The 16,087-nt window shown below is 64.4% G+C and carries 18 protein-coding genes; 4 read left to right on the top strand and 14 right to left on the bottom strand.

Translation table 11 applies throughout. The features are described from left to right. Positions 1-72: 72 nt before the first annotated feature. The 4 genes from LB520_RS24000 to LB520_RS23985 form a co-directional block, all read right to left on the bottom strand. Positions 73-1,044, bottom strand: coding sequence for a beta-ketoacyl-ACP synthase III (locus LB520_RS24000; RefSeq protein ID WP_095767671.1), 972 nt, complete (start codon positions 1,042-1,044; stop codon positions 73-75). 9 nt (positions 1,045-1,053) lie between these two features. Further along, positions 1,054-2,121, bottom strand: a complete 1,068-nt coding sequence (plsX, locus tag LB520_RS23995) for a phosphate acyltransferase PlsX (protein WP_095767672.1) — start codon at positions 2,119-2,121, stop codon at positions 1,054-1,056. A gap of 130 nt (positions 2,122-2,251) precedes the next feature. Further along, entirely contained in the window at positions 2,252-2,800 is a 549-nt protein-coding gene (locus LB520_RS23990; protein WP_224639619.1) for a YceD family protein, read from the bottom strand. Positions 2,801-2,811: 11 nt separating this feature from the next. Continuing rightward, positions 2,812-3,354 carry a ubiquinol-cytochrome C chaperone family protein gene (locus tag LB520_RS23985; RefSeq protein WP_095767673.1) on the bottom strand — a complete coding sequence of 181 codons (543 nt, stop codon included), beginning with the start codon at positions 3,352-3,354 and terminating at the stop codon, positions 2,812-2,814. A gap of 117 nt (positions 3,355-3,471) precedes the next feature. Here LB520_RS23985 and LB520_RS23980 point away from each other — a divergent pair, with 117 nt between their 5' ends. From LB520_RS23980 to LB520_RS23970, 3 genes are all read left to right on the top strand, one after another. Then, positions 3,472-3,996: an outer membrane protein assembly factor BamE gene (locus LB520_RS23980; RefSeq protein ID WP_095767674.1), complete on the top strand. Its 525-nt coding sequence runs from the start codon at positions 3,472-3,474 to the stop codon at positions 3,994-3,996. A gap of 138 nt (positions 3,997-4,134) precedes the next feature. Then, the gene (locus LB520_RS23975; protein ID WP_224639618.1) at positions 4,135-4,680 is read left to right on the top strand and encodes a dTDP-4-dehydrorhamnose 3,5-epimerase family protein; all 546 of its coding nucleotides are present in this window, start codon (positions 4,135-4,137) and stop codon (positions 4,678-4,680) included. A gap of 1 nt (position 4,681) precedes the next feature. Continuing rightward, positions 4,682-5,671 carry a glycosyltransferase family 2 protein gene (locus tag LB520_RS23970; RefSeq protein ID WP_224639617.1) on the top strand — a complete coding sequence of 330 codons (990 nt, stop codon included), beginning with the start codon at positions 4,682-4,684 and terminating at the stop codon, positions 5,669-5,671. An 85-nt stretch (positions 5,672-5,756) separates the two neighbouring features. Here LB520_RS23970 and LB520_RS23965 read toward each other — a convergent pair whose 3' ends face one another. From LB520_RS23965 to LB520_RS23945, 5 genes are all read right to left on the bottom strand, one after another. Continuing rightward, a complete protein-coding gene (locus LB520_RS23965) occupies positions 5,757-7,898 on the bottom strand; it encodes a sodium-translocating pyrophosphatase (protein WP_224639616.1) in 2,142 nt (713 codons plus the stop codon). 243 nt (positions 7,899-8,141) lie between these two features. Further along, complete coding sequence (locus tag LB520_RS23960) at positions 8,142-8,891, bottom strand: ABC transporter permease (protein WP_224530674.1); 750 nt, start codon at positions 8,889-8,891, stop codon at positions 8,142-8,144. Further along, positions 8,888-9,826, bottom strand: a complete 939-nt coding sequence (locus LB520_RS23955) for an ABC transporter ATP-binding protein (protein WP_224639615.1) — start codon at positions 9,824-9,826, stop codon at positions 8,888-8,890. The genes LB520_RS23960 and LB520_RS23955 overlap by 4 nt, the downstream gene beginning before the upstream one ends. Further along, entirely contained in the window at positions 9,823-10,986 is a 1,164-nt protein-coding gene (locus LB520_RS23950; protein ID WP_224639614.1) for an ABC transporter permease, read from the bottom strand. Before LB520_RS23950 ends, LB520_RS23955 begins: the two co-directional genes overlap by 4 nt. 215 nt (positions 10,987-11,201) lie before the next feature. Next, on the bottom strand, positions 11,202-12,113 hold the full coding sequence (locus tag LB520_RS23945) for an ABC transporter substrate-binding protein (RefSeq protein ID WP_224639613.1): 912 nt from the start codon (positions 12,111-12,113) through the stop codon (positions 11,202-11,204). Positions 12,114-12,350: 237 nt separating this feature from the next. On the opposite strand from LB520_RS23945, the gene LB520_RS23940 reads away from it, so the two are divergent. Continuing rightward, the gene (locus tag LB520_RS23940) at positions 12,351-12,923 is read left to right on the top strand and encodes an NADPH-dependent FMN reductase (RefSeq protein WP_224530686.1); all 573 of its coding nucleotides are present in this window, start codon (positions 12,351-12,353) and stop codon (positions 12,921-12,923) included. A gap of 57 nt (positions 12,924-12,980) precedes the next feature. On the opposite strand, the gene LB520_RS23935 is transcribed toward LB520_RS23940, so the two are convergent. The 5 genes from LB520_RS23935 to LB520_RS23915 all read right to left on the bottom strand — a co-directional run bounded on the left by LB520_RS23935 (position 12,981) and on the right by LB520_RS23915 (position 16,047). Continuing rightward, positions 12,981-14,201, bottom strand: coding sequence for an MFS transporter (locus tag LB520_RS23935; protein ID WP_224639612.1), 1,221 nt, complete (start codon positions 14,199-14,201; stop codon positions 12,981-12,983). Further along, positions 14,198-14,692 (bottom strand): transcription antitermination factor NusB, encoded by a 495-nt coding sequence (gene nusB / locus LB520_RS23930; RefSeq protein ID WP_224639611.1) that lies wholly within the window; start codon positions 14,690-14,692, stop codon positions 14,198-14,200. Before nusB ends, LB520_RS23935 begins: the two co-directional genes overlap by 4 nt. Next, positions 14,689-15,183, bottom strand: coding sequence for a 6,7-dimethyl-8-ribityllumazine synthase (gene ribH / locus LB520_RS23925; protein ID WP_140641425.1), 495 nt, complete (start codon positions 15,181-15,183; stop codon positions 14,689-14,691). The genes nusB and ribH overlap by 4 nt, the downstream gene beginning before the upstream one ends. An 85-nt stretch (positions 15,184-15,268) precedes the next feature. Further along, entirely contained in the window at positions 15,269-15,430 is a 162-nt protein-coding gene (locus tag LB520_RS23920; protein WP_224608442.1) for a hypothetical protein, read from the bottom strand. Beyond that, entirely contained in the window at positions 15,430-16,047 is a 618-nt protein-coding gene (locus LB520_RS23915; RefSeq protein ID WP_224639610.1) for a riboflavin synthase, read from the bottom strand. The genes LB520_RS23920 and LB520_RS23915 overlap by 1 nt, the downstream gene beginning before the upstream one ends. Between the last annotated feature and the right edge of the window lie 40 nt (positions 16,048-16,087).

Here is a 16,087-nt window from a genome sequence, read left to right as displayed (position 1 = left end):
TCGATACAGGCAAAGGCTGAGCCTAAGTAATTGATCCGGCAAGGTCAAGGACCGAACCGGCGAGTTCGGCACTTACCAGCGGAGCAACACCGCGCCCCAGGTGAAGCCTCCACCCATCGCCTCGAGAAGAACCAGGTCGCCCTTCTTGATGCGACCGTCGGCGACGGCCACCGACAAAGCGAGCGGCACCGAAGCAGCCGAGGTGTTACCGTGTAAATCGACGGTGACCACCACTTTCTGCTCGGCAATCCCGAGCTTCTTGGCGGAAGCGTCAATAATCCGTTTATTGGCCTGATGCGGCACGAACCAGTCGAGGTCCTCGGCCGTTATGCCGGCCTCGCTGAAGGTCGCTTCGATGACGTCGGTGATCATGCCGACGGCATGCTTGAACACTTCACGGCCTTCCATCCTCAGATGGCCGACCGTTCCCGTGGTCGAAGGACCCCCGTCGACGAAGAGCTTGTCCTTGTGCACGCCGTCGGAGCGCAGGCTCGCGGCCAGCACGCCGCGATCGGTGATCGCGCCGGCTCCGTCTTCCGCTTCGAGAACCAGCGCGCCGGCGCCGTCGCCGAACAGCACACAGGTCGAGCGGTCGCTCCAGTCGAGGATGCGCGAGAATGTCTCCGAGCCGATCACCAGGACGCGTTTGGCCAGGCCGCCGCGGATATAGAGATCGGCAGTGGCAACGGCGTAAACGAAGCCAGAGCACACGGCTTGCATGTCGAAGGCAAAGCCGTGATGCATGCCGAGCCGGTTCTGGATTTCGACAGCCGTCGCCGGGAACGTGTTGTTGGGCGTCGAGGTCGCCAAGATGATGAGATCGATATCGGCGGGCGTCATGCCGGCGCTGTCGAGCGCGGCCCGCGCCGCATCCTCGCCAAGCGAGGCAGTCGTCTCGTCGTCGGCGGCGACGTGGCGCTGGCGAATGCCGGTGCGCTGGACGATCCACTCGTCGGAGGTCTCGACCATGCCTTCGAAGTCGGCATTCTTCATGATGCGGCGGGGCAGCGCGGCACCGTTGCCGCGCACGACTGATCTGATCAAGGCTCTTTCCTATTCCTCGGCGTCGGCGACGCCGGACTTCCTGTTTGCCTGCGCGGTCGGGTTGCGCGCATGGAACAGATCAAGGTCGGCCTCGATCCGGTCAAGCAGATTGTTGCGTACCATATCGTAGCCGAGCTCGATGGCGGCCGCGAATCCGTCCGAATCGGCGCCGCCATGGCTCTTCACGACGATGCCGTTCAACCCCAGGAAGACGCCACCATTGGAGCGACCGACATCCATTTTCTCGCGCAGCCTGTCGAAGGCGCCCTTGGCGAAGACGTAGCCAATCTTGGCCATGAGCGTGCGGCTCATGGCGGCACGCAGATAGCCGGCGATCTGCCTTGCGGTGCCCTCGGCGGTCTTGAGCGCGATGTTGCCGGCGAAGCCCTCGGTGACCACCACGTCGACCGTGCCCTTGCCGATATCGTCGCCCTCGACGAAGCCGCGATAATTCATCGAGGCCATGTTGGCCTCGCGCAACATGCGGCCGGCTTCCTTGACCTCTTCCTGGCCCTTGATCTCCTCGACGCCGACATTGAGCAGACCGACGCTCGGCCGCTCGACGCCAAACACCGAGCGCGCCATGCCGGTACCCAGAATGGCGAAATCGATAAGCTGGTGCGCATCCGCGCCGATGGTGGCGCCGACGTCGAGCACCACGCTTTCGCCGCGCGTCGTCGGCCAGAGCGCCGCGATCGCCGGGCGGTCGATGGTGGCCATCGTGCGCAGGCAGAATTTCGACATCGCCATCAGCGCGCCGGTGTTGCCGGCCGAGACGCAGGCCTGCGCGCCGCCGTTCTTGACCGCTTCGACGGCCTTCCACATCGACGACTTCCAGCGGCCGTGGCGAAGCGCCTGGCTCGGCTTGTCATCCATGCGCACGGCGATCTCGCAATGGACGAACTCGCATATCTCGGCGAGTTTCGGGAACTTGGCGAGCTCTGGGCGCACCACGTCCTCGCGGCCATAGACGACGAAGCGGATGTCAGGGCGGCGGATGGCGACGGTCATCAGCGCCGGGATGACCACGCTTGGTCCGTGATCGCCGCCCATGGCATCGATGGAAATCCTGATCACGTAGTGCTTTTCTCACGGTTTGCCTGGCTTGCGGCGGACGCCTGCCGAGGTAAGGGGCCTCGCGAAGGTTCGGCGAAAATAACGGTTTTGTGCCTGCGCACAACCAACTTTTCCAAAATCCGGACCACCCTCAGGATTTCCCAAGCAGCGAACGCAGCTTTTTCTGGAATTCGCTTTCCTCGGTCTGATCGTCGCCGGCAACGTCGAGCGAGGCTCCCAACTTGCGCGGATAAGGGTCGATAGCCAGACCGAAAAACTGTTCGGCCAGCCCGCCGACATCGATGGTGTCGCCGGAAAATGTCTCCGGACTGTCCGGCCCGTCGGCGTCGAGGACGATCTCGCCGCCGCCTTCGAAACCTTCGCGCCCAAGCTTCGACTGCTCGGGCAGAAACAATGCCTCGACGGGCTCGTCGATATGCGCGGCGACCGGATCCAGGGTGACGATGCAAGCTTGCGTGATGTCGGCCGCGACGCGACCGGTGACCTTGACGCCATTGCGCTTCCAGGGAACCACAAGCAGTTCGGCGCGATAGCTCTCGACCGAAAGCAGATCATAGTCGGCGGCAAGCGCCTCGCGCTGGCGCTCATCGGCCTCGACAAGGACAGGCAAGCCCTTTTGCGGCAGGCGCGCGACATTGGCGACGAAGGATACCGGGCTGCGCAGTTCGGCGCCTTTCATGCCGGCCTCCTTCACGCTGCCCCGGCCGCCGGGAACGCGGCGGTGCCGGCGGCGATCGATTCGGTCGGCTGGGCGGCAAGCTTGTGCGAGGCCTCGCAGACATAGTCCGCCAGCAGCGGCGCCTGCGGCCAGGGGCCGGAGTCCGGCCTGACGTTGCGGGCGAGCGCCGCCGCAAGCGCCACCCGATCGTCTTCCTTGAGCGCTTGGTCATAGGCAGCCGTACGGCCGTAAAACATCTTTGCCAGCTTCTTCATGCGTTTGGGCACGCCGACATCGCCGATGCCAAGTTCGCGCAGCGAATGCTCGACATCGAGGAAGAACTCGTCGATCAGCACTTGCGCGACCTCGGCGGCCACGCCTTGCCCGCCATGCAGCCGGTGCTGGACGAGATACATATGCAGCGACAGCATCTCGAAGCGGCCGAGCGGCGTATCCGGCACATTCCAGTCGGAATAAAACACCGTTTGCCGCGCCGCCGCCACGATTTGTGCGTAGAGCGCGTCGGTGATAGCGCGGTTGGCATTGCGTTCGCGGCCAAAAAGGCGCTGGAACATTGAGGGCGGTCTCCCGGGGACCTGTTGTTTGATTTGGCCTTGTTGCATCGGCATGCAAGCTGGTTTACCGGTTTTGCGGCCCAGCGCAAGTTGCGGGGATGTGATGGAGATTTGTTGTTGGGTGCGCTGAAATTCAAGTCGTTCTTTGCGCCCGCCCCAGTGGGCGCGGCTTCGCTGCTGGTAATGGTGTCAGCGCTTTCCGCCTGCAATTCGTCCAAGATGTTCGGAGATCTCCATCCGAGCGAGACGCTGACGAAAGGCTACGTCATCGACCAGCAGGCGATCGATTCGGTGCCGGTCGGATCGAGCCGCGAGCAGGTGCTTCTGGCGCTGGGCACGCCGTCGACGACGGCGACCTTCGACAACGAGGCCTTCTACTACATCTCGCAAACGCGCAAGCGCTACGTCGCCTTCGACAACCCGCGCATCATCGACCAGCACGTGCTGGCGGTCTATTTCGGCGCTGACGGCCGCGTCACCCAGATCGCCAATTACGGTCTCAAGGACGGCAAGGTCTTCGACTTCATCTCGCGGACGACGCCGACCGGCGGCAAGGACCAGAACTTCCTGAGCCAAGTCATCAGCGGCGCCAGCAAGCTGGCGCCCGGCATTCCCGGCGGCGGTAGCGGCGGTACGCCCTGAGTTCGCTGGCCCGGCAACCTGACTGAACGAAAGACTTCGATCGACGGTCTTTCGTCGCCTGCCGGCGACCGTCCGACTGCGCTTGCCTATGCCCGCATAGCCACGTATGACGCTTTGGCGATTTCCGGGGGGCTGGATATGAGCAACAACGATCGTACCGTACCGCAGGGCTGGATGGCCACCGGCACGCCTGACCAACAGACGGTGACGCCGGACTGGCTCGTCGTCGATGCGCCGCCGATCGAGGGCGTCACATTCAAGGAAATCAGACCCGTCGCGACTTCCAACGGCTACCTGACCGAGGTCTTTCGCGAGGAATGGGCTCTCGATCAATCGCCGGTCGGGCAAGTGTTCCAGCGCACCATGTATCCGGGCGCAGTGACGGGCTGGCACGCACATGCGGCGACCCTCGACCGCCTGTTCTGCTGCGCCGGCAGCGTGCGGATATCGCTTTTCGACGGGCGCAAGGCCTCGCCCAGCTTCGGCACGGTCTGGCACAAGATCGTCGGCGCCCTGCGACCGGCAATCGTTACCATTCCGCCTGGCGTCTGGCACGGTGTCGTCGCCCTCGGACCGGAGACAGCGTTGCTGCTCAACCTCGTCGACAAGGCATACGCCTATGACGCGCCCGACCATTGGCGCCTGCCGCCCGATACGGAACAAATCCCCTACAAGCTGGTGTAGTGTGGAACAGGCCGGTCAAGGCGCGCCAATCGGACCGATCGAACCGCTGGTCTCGATCGTGATAGCGACGCACAATCGTCCCGCGGTGCTGCATCAAGCCCTGAAGAGCCTCATTGGTCAGACCCTGCAGGACTGGGAGGCTATGGTCATCGGCGACGCGTGCCGCCCTGACACCGCGGCCACGGTCGCTGCGTTCGAAGACGCCCGCATCTGCTATATCGATCTTCCCGTGAACTTCGGCGAGCAGTCGGGTCCGAACAATATCGGCTTTGCCCGGGCCCGCGGCCGCTTCATCGCCATCTTGAACCATGACGATCTGTGGTTCCCCGACCATCTGGCGTCCATGTGCGGCTGGATCGACGCCACCGGTGCCGATGTGGTGATCGCCCGAGGTGCAGTCATCGAGTCGTCCGCGAGCAAAGGCTCCAGGCATATGATCCTCGGGATGGGTCGGGACGGCTTCTACGACCCAGTCACCACTGTCGGGTTCGGCTCCGCGCAAATGATCCGGCGCGCGTCGCTGCCAAGGCTTGGGCCATGGCGCCCGGCCAGCCAGTGCGTTTGCGAGAGTTCCCAGGACTGGCTGTTCCGTGCCTGGCGCAAGGGTGCGGTGATTGCGACAATGCCCCATCTGACCGTGCTCATGCTGCATTCGGGCAAGCGCGAAGGCAGCTACGCGCGAGATACGGCGCGGGAACAGGAAGAACTGATGGACGCGATGGATGCTCCAGACGCATTGCGGGTCAGGATTCTCGGCAACGCCGAGGAGCCCGCCCCCCTCAAGCGCTTCCGCTATCTCAAACGCAGGCTTCTGGCGATGCTTGGCATACATCCGCGGGCGCGGTCCTTCCGTCGCCAATATCGCCGCGGCGCGTTCATTGCCATGTTGCGCCGGACACGCGGCTTGCCGCCGATGCCCGAACGAGAACCAGACGCCAACGCGTTGCTGGCCCGCTATCGCCGTGACGGCGAAAGGCCGGAAGCCGGTTGAGTGCCCCGGAATGCATGATGTCATGCCGAAACACAAAGCCCGCAGGATCGCTCCCGCGGGCTTTGTCATGGAATAGCCGCCGCGATCAGCCGTGCGCGAGCACGGCGAGCAGGAGCAGCGCGACGATGTTGGTGATCTTGATCGCCGGGTTGACGGCCGGGCCGGCGGTGTCCTTGTAGGGATCGCCGACGGTGTCGCCGGTGACCGAGGCCTTGTGCGCTTCCGAACCCTTCAGGTGCTTGACGCCGTCCTTGTCGGTAAAGCCGTCCTCGAACGACTTCTTGGCGTTGTCCCAGGCGCCGCCTCCGGAGGTCATCGAGATGGCGACGAAGAGGCCGTTGACGATGACACCGAGCAGCGAGGCGCCGAGCGCCGCGAAGGCCGAGGCTTTCGAGCCCGAGATCAGCAGCACGCCGAAATAGACGACGAGCGGCGCCAGCACCGGGAGCAGCGACGGAATGATCATTTCCCGGATCGCCGCCCTGGTCAGGATGTCGACGGCGCGCGCATAGTTCGGCTTCGAGGTGCCGGCCATGATGCCCTTGTCCTCGCGGAACTGCTTGCGCACTTCCTCGACGATCGAGCCGGCGGCGCGACCGACGGCGGTCATCGCGATACCGCCGAACAGATAGGGAATCAGGCCGCCGAAGATGAGGCCGGCGACGACATACGGGTTGGAGAGATCGAACGAGATCTCGCCCATGCCCTGGAAGTAGGGGTACTTATCGCCATTGGCGGCAAAGAACCTGAGATCATTCGAGTAGGCGGCGAACAGCACCAGCGCGCCGAGGCCGGCCGAGCCGATGGCGTAGCCCTTGGTCACCGCCTTGGTGGTGTTGCCGACGGCGTCGAGCGCGTCGGTCGAGTGGCGGACTTCCTTGGGCAGGCCGGCCATTTCGGCAATGCCGCCGGCATTGTCGGTGACCGGGCCGAAAGCGTCGAGCGCCACAATCATGCCGGCCAGCCCGAGCATGGTGGTGACCGCGATCGCTGTGCCGAAAAGGCCGCCGAGCTGATAGGTGGCGATGATGCCGCCGACGATGACGATGGCCGGCAGCGCCGTCGATTCCAGCGAGACCGCGAGGCCCTGGATGACGTTGGTGCCGTGGCCGGTCACCGAGGCCTGGGCGATCGAGTTCACCGGGCGCTTGTTGGTGCCGGTGTAGTATTCGGTGATCACCACGATCAAACCGGTCACTAGCAGGCCGATCAGGCCGCAGATGAACAGGTTCTTGCCGGTGATGACGATGCCGGCGACCGTGCCGACCTCGCCCCAGCCGAGCGTGGCCGATGTAGCGGCGGCGAGGCCGACGATCGACAGCAGGCCGGTGACGATCAGGCCCTTATAGAGCGCGCCCATGATCGAGCCGTTGGAACCCAGCTTGACGAAGAAGGTGCCGACGATCGAGGTCAGGATGCAGGCGCCGCAGATGGCCAGCGGATAGAGCATCGCGGCCCCCAGCATCGCGGTACCGCCGAAGAAGATGGCGGCGAGCACCATGGTGGCGACGACGGTCACCGCATAGGTCTCGAACAGATCGGCGGCCATGCCGGCGCAGTCGCCGACATTGTCGCCGACATTGTCGGCGATGGTGGCCGGGTTGCGCGGATCGTCTTCGGGGATACCGGCCTCGACCTTGCCGACGAGATCGCCGCCGACGTCGGCGCCCTTGGTGAAGATGCCGCCGCCGAGACGGGCGAAGATCGAGATCAGCGAGGCGCCGAAGCCGAGGGCGACGAGTGAGTCGATGACGACGCGGTCGTTCGGCTGCAGGCCCATCGGGCCGGTCAGGATGAAGTAGTAGATCGAGACGCCAAGCAGCGCCAGGCCCGCTACCAGCATGCCGGTGATGGCGCCCGACTTGAAGGCGATGTCGAGGCCGGCGGCAAGGCTGTTCGAAGCGGCTTGCGCGGTTCGCACATTGGCGCGCACCGAGACATGCATGCCGATGAAACCGGCGGCGCCCGAGAGCACCGCGCCGATCAGGAAGCCGATGGCGGCGGTGATCGAAAGCAGCCACCAGGCAAGCAGGAGAACGACGATGCCGACGATCGCGATGGTCGTGTACTGGCGCGCCAGGTAAGCCTGGGCGCCTTCGCGGATGGCGGCGGAGATTTCCTGCATGCGCTGATTGCCCTGATCGGACGCAAGGACCGAACGTGTCGCCCAGATGGCGTACAGAACTGACAGCAGGCCGCAGGCGATGACGGCGGTAATGATGGTCATTGCCGGATTTTCCTCGATTGATGGCCCAAAAGAACCCCTCCCTGGGCCGTTGGAACGGAGATGGATGCCGCATGCGGAATCCACCCCTTGGCTGGGGTGTATGCGAAACAGGGCTTGGAACGTCAAGATATTGTTCGGTTTTTGCCCGGCTTTCGCCCAAAAGACGATGGTGCCAATAGCTGTGTCGGCGCAGGCTTCGAATTAGATCGATTGAAATGACGCCGGGTATTGCCGACCAACCAGCTACTCCGCCCCCTGCCCCATACGCCGCGCGGCGTAGCGTTCGATCGCCGACAGGCCGTCATAGATCAGCACGGCAAGCGCCGCGACGATCAGGCCGCCCTGCAGCACGAAGGCAAGGTTGTTCGAGATCAGGCCGGCGATTATCACCTCGCCGAGCGTCTTGGCGGCAACCGTTGAGCCGATGGTCGCGGTGGCGAGGCTGATGACCACCGAGAGCCGGATGCCGCCGAGGATCACCGGGGCGCTCAGCGGCAGCTCGACCTTCATCAGCCTTTGCCAGCCGGTCATGCCTGCGCCGCGCGCCGCTTCCATCACGTTGCCGGGCAGCGTGGTGAGCGCCGTCAGCGCATTCTCGAAGATCGGCAGCAGGCCGTAGAGGAAGAGCGCGATCAGCGTCGGCTTCTCGCCGAAGCCGACGGCCGGCACGGCAAGCGCCAGCACCGCAACCGGCGGGAAGGTCTGGCCGATATTGACCAGGCTGCGCGACAAGGGCAGGAACTCGGCGCCGGCCGGCCTGGTGACCAGGATGGCTAAAGCCACGGCCACGATCGTCGCCGCCACTGTCGCCATCAGCACGATCCGCAGATGCTGCAATGTCAGCGTCAGCAGGCTGCCCTGGTTGTAGATCGCCGGCGCACCATTCTCGGTCAGCGGTTTCAGCAGCGGCTCGAACCAGTTCGGGCTGGTGATGAAGACCGCCAGCAGCAAGAGAACAGCCAGCCTCAGCATCGCAGGCAGGCGGGCTTTCATTGCGGCCTCGCCGCGCGTTTCACCAGGCCTTCGATGGTGACCCGACCGAGCAGCTTGCCGTCGGCGCCTTTCACCGGCAGCGCCGGGCGTCCTGACCACAACAGCTCGGCCAGGGCGTCGCGCTGCGTGGCTTCGCCGCGGATCGCCTCGCCTTCGGCACTGCCGGGCTCCACGGCGTCGCGCACTGGCCCCAGCGACAGCAGCCGGAACGGCCTTTCGCTGGCGCCGACCAGTGTCTCGACGAAGCCGTTCGCAGGCCTGGCCAGAATCTCCGCCGGCTTTGCGTATTGCACCAGCTTGCCCGCATCCATGACGGCTATTTTGTCGCCCAGATGCACCGCTTCTTCCATGTCGTGGGTGACGAGGATGATGGTGGTGCCGAAGCGCTTCTGGATCGCCAGCAGATCCTCCTGCGCCTTGGTGCGGATGATCGGGTCGAGCGCGCCGAAGGGCTCGTCCATCAAAAGCACGTTTGGCTCGGCGGCCAAAGCGCGGGCAACGCCGACGCGCTGCTGCTGCCCGCCGGAAAGCTCGTGCGGGTAGCGCGGCCCGTAAGCCTGCGGGTCGAGCTGGTAGAGCGTCATCAACTCGTCGACGCGCGCCTTGATGCGGTCTCGGTCCCAACCGAGCAGCAACGGCACGGTGGCAATGTTTTGCGCTACCGTGCGGTGTGGAAACAGGCCATGCCCCTGGATGGCGTAGCCGATGCTGCGGCGCAGCTGATAGCCGGGCACCGAGCGGTTGTCGGCGCCGTCGAGCTTGATGACGCCGGAGGTCGGCTCGACCAGCCGATTGATCATCCGGAGCAGCGTCGTCTTGCCGGACCCTGACGTGCCGACGATGGTGGCGACGGTTCCAGGCTCGATGACCATCGAAACATTGTCGACCACCGTCGTCTCGTCATAGCGCTTGGTAATGCCTTCGATTTCGATCATGCCGTTTCAACCCTGCGCTTGGTGGCGGTCATCTCGATGACCGCGTCGAGGATGATCGCCGCAGCAAAGGCCAGCGCCACGGTCGGCAGCGCGCCGAGCAGCACCAGATCCATCGCCGTCTGGCCGACACCCTGGAAAACAAACACGCCGAAGCCGCCGCCGCCGATCAGCGCGGCGATAGTGGCAAGCCCGATGTTCTGAACAAGCACGATGCGGATGCCGGTCAGGATCACCGGAAAGGCGAGCGGGAACTCGACATCGAAGAGGCGCTGGCGATCGGTCATGCCCATGCCGCGCGCGGCGTCGTTGGCGGCGCGTGGCACGCCGGCGAGTCCCACCACGGTGTTGGCCACCACCGGCAGCAGCGAATAGAGGAACAGCGCGACAAAGGCCGGCGCGGTGCCGATGCCCCTGATGCCGACCGCGGCGGCACCCGGCACGTGCAGGGCGACCCAGCCGAGCGGCGCGATCAGCAGGCCAAAGAGCGCGATCGACGGAATGGTCTGGATGATGTTGAGCACGTTGAGCACCCCTGCCCGCAGCTTCTCGACGCGATGGCACAAGATGCCGAGCGGTATCCCGACCACGACCGCGCCGGCCAGCGAACCAAGCGCGAGCGTGACGTGCTTGGAAGCTTCAGCCCAGAAACTGTCGGCGCGGCCTGCATATTCCTTGAGGATGGAAAGACTGTCCCAACGTCCCGAAACGAGCAGCGCGGCAATGGCCAAAGCGGCAAGCACGAGCACGCCGACGCGCGCCCTGGGTGACAGGTTCAGCCTGGTCAGCACATCGGCGAGGAGCAAGGTGAAGGCAAAGATCAGCAGCCAGAAACCCGAAGCCGGCGAGACGCGAGCGAAGGTGTTGCCGGCGGGCGTCAGAAAACCGCCGGCAACACCGATCAGGACCGATAGCGCGACCAGCGCCACGACGCCGGCGATGAGCCTGAGCAAAAGCGGCGTCCTGAGCAGGGCGACGATCGCGGCCCCTGTCACTATCGCCAGCAATAGCATGCCAAGCATGGACGGCAGCGCTTCGAGGATCGAGCGCGCCTGCCCGGGCACGATACGGTTGGCGCGGAACGTGGCGAATGGGGCGAGGAACGCGGCATAGGCCACGATCGCGGCAATGACGACGCCGAGCTTGTCGAGGCGCAGGATCATGACGCGCGTTTGCGCGAGGCGCCCCCCTCTGGCCTACCGGCCATCTCCCCCTCTAGGGGGGAGATCAGATGTCGCGAGAGCCTTCGCCAATCACCAAGGCCGGAGAAGGGAGCGAGGCGCAGCAACAGCCAATCTCCCCCCTTGAGGGGGAGATGTCCGGCAGGACAGAGGGGGGCGCCTCGCAACGACTTCTCGCTTTTCAAGGCGGGCTTATCTTACTTCAAAAACCCGTTCTTCTTCAAAAAATCCTCCGCGACCCCCTTCGCCGGCTCGCCGCCCAGCTGAACGCGGCCGTTGAGCCCCTGCAACGTGACGAGATCGAGCTTGGCGAAGACCGGCTTCAGCAGCGTCTCGATCTCGGGATGCTGCTTCAGGACCTCTTCCCGGATGATCGGTGCGGGCTGATAGACGGGCTGCACAGCCTTGTCGTCCTCGAGCACGACGAGGCCGGAAGGCTGGATGCCGCCATCGGTACCATAGACCATGGCGGCGTTGGCGCCGTTGGTCTGGTTGGCGGCGGCTGCGATGGTCGCCGCGGTATCGCCACCGGAGAGCGTGATCAGCTGGTCCGGCTTCAGCGTGAAGCCGTATGTCGTCTGGAAGGCCGGGAGCGCCGCCGCCGAATTGACGAACTCGGCGGAGGCCGCCAGCACAACCTTGCCGCCGCCCGCGACGTATTTGCCGAAGTCGGTCAAGGTGACGAGCTTGTTCTCGTCGGCCACTTCCTTGCGCAGCGCGATCGCCCAGGTGTTGTTGGCCGGCGACGGCGACAGCCAGACGATCTTGTTGGCGTCATAGTCGAGCTTCTTGGCGGTTTCGTAGGCCTTGGCGGCGTCCTTCCAGACCGGATCGTCGGCCTTCTGGAAGAAGAAGGCGGCATTGCCGGTATATTCGGGATAGATGTCGATCTCGCCGGCGGTGATCGCCTTGCGCACCACGGGCGTCGCGCCGAGTTGGATCCGGTCGGTCGTCTTGATGTTGTTGGCGTTGAGCACGAGCTGGATGATATTGCCCAGCACCCCGCCTTCGGTATCGATCTTCGAGGAGACGACCACCTGGGCGCTGGCCGAGGCAGTGGCAAGGCCGAGCGCAATGGCTGCTACGGCGAGCTTTCCGATTGAAAACATTGTGAAATCCCTTGCTGTGAACCGATTGATCGGTGGCTGTATATGAGCACGGCTATGACGGGCAGTCGGGGTACACGGTTTCATAACTTGGGGGACAGGCGCAATAATTTTGTTCGATCCGACAAAAGCACTGTTCCACCCAACATAGCGCGATGCCGACCTAAGGCCGGCTGGCGGCTTACCCTGTTTTGCGAAATATTGGGAAAGGCGGGTCGGCGGCCAAAACAGGAGTGTGTCATGGCCAAGCACAAAGTCGGCTACCTCATCGGCAGCCTCGCCAAGGGCTCCATCAACCGCAAGCTTGCGAAGGCTCTCGTCAAACTGGCGCCGCCGGAACTTGAGATGACGGAAATCCCCTTCAAGGACTTGCCGCTCTACAGCTACGACTATGACGCCGCCTTCCCGCCTGTCGCCCTGGAGTTCAAGAAAGCCATCGCATCCGTCCAGGCGGTGCTTTTCGTCACGCCGGAGTACAACCGATCGATCCCCGGCGGCCTGAAGAATGCAATCGACTGGGCCAGCCGGCCCTACGGCAAGAACTCCTTTGCCCGCAAACCGACTGCCGTCATCGGAACATCGCCGGGCGCGATCGCAACCGCGGTCGCCCAACAGAGCCTGCGCAGCGTGCTCAGCTTCTGCAACGCGCCCCAGATGAACTCGCCCGAAGCCTACATTCAGTTCGCCCCGGGGCTGATCACCGACGATGGCGAGGTGACGGTGGCGTCAACAGAGACATTCCTGCGCAACTATATGCAGGAGTTCCACATGTTCATCGCGCGGGTCCTGCAGGTGCTCCCCCCGGATGCCTGACGCCGGTCGTTCAGGCAGGTTGTTCAAGAGGCCGGAAGAGCTGGTCGGGCGCCTTCTTCAAGATTTGGGAGCGCCCACCAACTTCAACGTGCCGAGCGCGGCAAAGCAGAGCGCGACGACCGGGAAGACGATCCAGTTCAGCATGGTCCAGCCCCAGGCGTTGTAGATCGCGCCCGACATCAGCGAGGCAAAGGCGACGGAGCCGAACAGGGCAAAGTCGTGGAAACCCTGGACCTTGCTCTTCTCGGAGGGCCGGTAGCTGGCCGCGACCATCGACGTGGCGCCGATGAAGCCGAAATTCCAGCCAAGCCCGAGCAGGATCAGCGCCGTCCAGAACTGCCACAGCGCCAAGCCGGAAAGCGCCACGGCAGCACAGCCAATCAGCAGGATAAGGCCCGTGGCGACGATGTGCTCGGCGCCGAAGCGATGGATCAGCGTACCGGTGAAGAAGCTCGGCCCGAACATGGCCATGACGTGCCAGGAAATGCCAAGCGTGGCATTGTCTTCCGACAGGCCGCAGCCGACCATGGCGAGCGGCGCGCCGGTCATGACGAAGCTCATCAGCGCGTAGCTGCCGACGGTGCAGAACAACGCGGCGACGAAACGCGGCTGGGCGACGATTTCAATCAACGGGCGGGCATCGCTTGCAGCGGTTTCAGTGACGGTGCCGGTCCGGGAGGAAACCCGCAGGAACGACAGGATGAGCGCGCCAACCGCCGCCAGGGGCAGGATCGAGGCGAAGGACCCGGCAAACATTACCGGAGCCAGCAATTCGCGCGTGTAGATGACGATCTGCGGCCCGAGGACGGCGGTGATGATGCCGCCCGCCAGCACGAAGGAGATGGCGCGCGCCTTGAATTCCGGCGGCGCATTGTCGGCGGCCGCGAAGCGGAATTGCTGGACGAAGGCGCCACCGACGCCAATGACGCAGAGGCCGAAGGCGAACAGCCAGAAGCTCCCTTGGAAGAGCGCAAGCGTCGCGATCAGGCCGCCGAGCGCGGTAACGATGGTGCCGGTCATGAAGCCGCCGCGATGCCCGAGCCGGCGGATGATGGCGGCGGCCGGCAAGGCTCCCAGCGCCACGCCGATATTGAAACCGGTGACCGGCGCTGTCGCGAGCGACTTGTCTGGACCGAGCAGATATTGCCCGGCAAGCGCGCCCAGCGAAATGGCGATCGGCGCGGCCGAACCGACGATCGCCTGCGCTGCGGCAAGCAGCACCGCCGTGCGACGCCCTTCCCTGCCGGTCTCGGCGACCGCGGCCGTTGCGGTCGTCACGAAGCGTCCTTGCCGCGCCCCTCGCCGCGAACCCGGCGCGAAACGCGATCCAGTACGGCGTTGACCAGCTTCGGCTCGTCTTCCTCGTAAAAGGCCTTGGCGATGTCGACATATTCGGAGACGATCACGGCCACCGGGACGTCGTCACGCTTCATCAATTCATAGACGCCGGCGCGCAGGATGGCGCGCAACGTCGAATCCAGCCGCGACAGCGGCCAGTCCTCGGTGAGCGCCTGGCGGATGACGGGATCGATGGTCTTCTGGTTCTCGACGACGCCCGTCAGGATGGCGCGGAACCATTGCGCGTCGGCCTCGCGATAGAGCGCGCCGTCGACTTCCTTGCCGAGGCGGAAGGCTTCGTATTCGGCCGTGATCTCGAAGACGCCGCTGCCGGCCACATCCATCTGATAGAGCGCCTGGACGGCGGCAAGACGAGCGGCACCACGCTTGTTGGCGTGGCGCACCGCACCGGTCGAGGCGGGATCGGTCACGATTGGGCTCCGAATTTCTCTTTGAGCGCGATCATGGTCAGCGCCGCGCGCGCCGCGAAGCCGCCCTTGTCGCCTTCCGTCTTGCGCGCGCGCGCCCATGCCTGCGCGTCGTTCTCGGTCGTCAGGATGCCGTTGCCGATCGCGATCGCCTCCTGCACCGAAAGATCCATCAGAGCACGGCTCGATTCATTGGCGACGATGTCGAAATGATAGGTGTCGCCGCGGACGACGGTGCCGAGCGCAACAAAACCGTCGTAATGCGTGCCGCCTTCGGCCGCTCCATCGAGCGCGAAGGTTATAACGGCCGGTATTTCGAGTGAGCCGGGAACCGTCACCACGTCATAAGTGGCGCCGGCTTCGTCGAGCGCGCCTGTCGCGCCTTCGAGCAGGGCGTCGGCGAGATCGTCGTGAAAGCGCGCTTCGACAATGAGCAGATGCGCCTTCGCCTTCGGGCGAATGAACGCTTTGCCGTGTTGGGATGTGCCAGCCATAAAAGTCTCCGGGGGGTTGCCGGTGACTTAGGCCGAAGCCGTGTTGACCGCAAGCGGAAGATGCTGCGGCGCGACGTTCTGTGACCTATTCAGGCTGACGCGTTGCGAGATCCGCGCGATCCACCAGGCTTTTGACCCAAGCCTCGACTTCCTGGTGTTTTATCACTCTGCCGGCATCGACATCCGCCAACGCGTCGAGAGTCATCTGCCGGCGCTCGACGGTCTCTTCAGCTCCTTTGGGATCCATCACAGCCCCTCTTTCGCGGCCTCCGCCAGGCGCGCGGCATAGCGGGCCATAGTGTCGATCTCGATGTTGACGCGGTCGCCGGCCTGGCGCTCGCCCCAGGTGGTGACGCTTAGCGAATGATGGATGAGGAGCACGTCGAAGCGGGTCGCTTCGACCTTGTTGACGGTAAGCGAGGTGCCGTCGAGCGCGACCGACCCTTTGGGCGCGATGAACTTCGCCAGATTGCGCGGCGCTTCGAGGGTGAAGCGCACGGCATCGCCCTCCTCCTTGCGCTCGACGATTTCGGCGGTGCCGTCGACATGACCGGAGACGATGTGGCCGCCGAGTTCGTCGCCGATCTTCAGCGCGCGTTCGAGATTTATCCTGGTGCCGGGCTTCCAACTCGACGCGGTGGTCAGTCTCAGCGCTTCCTCCCAGGCCTCGACCTCGAACCAGCGCGCATTCGAGCCGTGCTCGGGCAGCGCCGTGACCGTCAGGCAAACGCCGCCGCAAGAGATCGAGGCGCCAATCGCGATGGTCTCGGGATCATAGGCGGTGTCGATGCGCAGGCCGATGCCTTCCGCCAGCGGCTTCACCGAAGCGATAGCGCCCACATCCGTGACAATTCCTGTAAACATCACAGAGTGTCTTTCATTTTGACCATGATCTCGTCCAAGA

This window comes from Mesorhizobium sp. CA12 (assembly GCF_020165255.1).
In the GTDB taxonomy this organism is placed as follows: Bacteria; Pseudomonadota; Alphaproteobacteria; order Rhizobiales; family Rhizobiaceae; genus Mesorhizobium.
The sequence above is the reverse complement of the archived record's forward strand: the minus strand, read 5'-3'. Positions and strand labels throughout refer to the sequence as shown.

Bases quoted from the DNA above. Each gene is read 5' to 3' on its own strand.
- LB520_RS23945 (WP_224639613.1), bottom strand. From the start codon at position 12,113: ATGTTTTCAATCGGAAAGCTCGCCGTAGCAGCCATTGCGCTCGGCCTT.
- LB520_RS23920 (WP_224608442.1), bottom strand. From the start codon at position 15,430: ATGGATCCCAAAGGAGCTGAAGAGACCGTCGAGCGCCGGCAGATGACT.
- LB520_RS23965 (WP_224639616.1), bottom strand. From the start codon at position 7,898: ATGACCATCATTACCGCCGTCATCGCCTGCGGCCTGCTGTCAGTTCTG.
- LB520_RS23915 (WP_224639610.1), bottom strand. From the start codon at position 16,047: ATGTTTACAGGAATTGTCACGGATGTGGGCGCTATCGCTTCGGTGAAG.
- ribH (WP_140641425.1), bottom strand. From the start codon at position 15,183: ATGGCTGGCACATCCCAACACGGCAAAGCGTTCATTCGCCCGAAGGCG.
- LB520_RS23960 (WP_224530674.1), bottom strand. From the start codon at position 8,891: ATGAAAGCCCGCCTGCCTGCGATGCTGAGGCTGGCTGTTCTCTTGCTG.
- LB520_RS23940 (WP_224530686.1), top strand. From the start codon at position 12,351: ATGGCCAAGCACAAAGTCGGCTACCTCATCGGCAGCCTCGCCAAGGGC.
- LB520_RS23990 (WP_224639619.1), bottom strand. From the start codon at position 2,800: ATGAAAGGCGCCGAACTGCGCAGCCCGGTATCCTTCGTCGCCAATGTC.
- LB520_RS23950 (WP_224639614.1), bottom strand. From the start codon at position 10,986: ATGATCCTGCGCCTCGACAAGCTCGGCGTCGTCATTGCCGCGATCGTG.
- LB520_RS23985 (WP_095767673.1), bottom strand. From the start codon at position 3,354: ATGTTCCAGCGCCTTTTTGGCCGCGAACGCAATGCCAACCGCGCTATC.
- LB520_RS23975 (WP_224639618.1), top strand. From the start codon at position 4,135: ATGAGCAACAACGATCGTACCGTACCGCAGGGCTGGATGGCCACCGGC.
- LB520_RS23955 (WP_224639615.1), bottom strand. From the start codon at position 9,826: ATGATCGAAATCGAAGGCATTACCAAGCGCTATGACGAGACGACGGTG.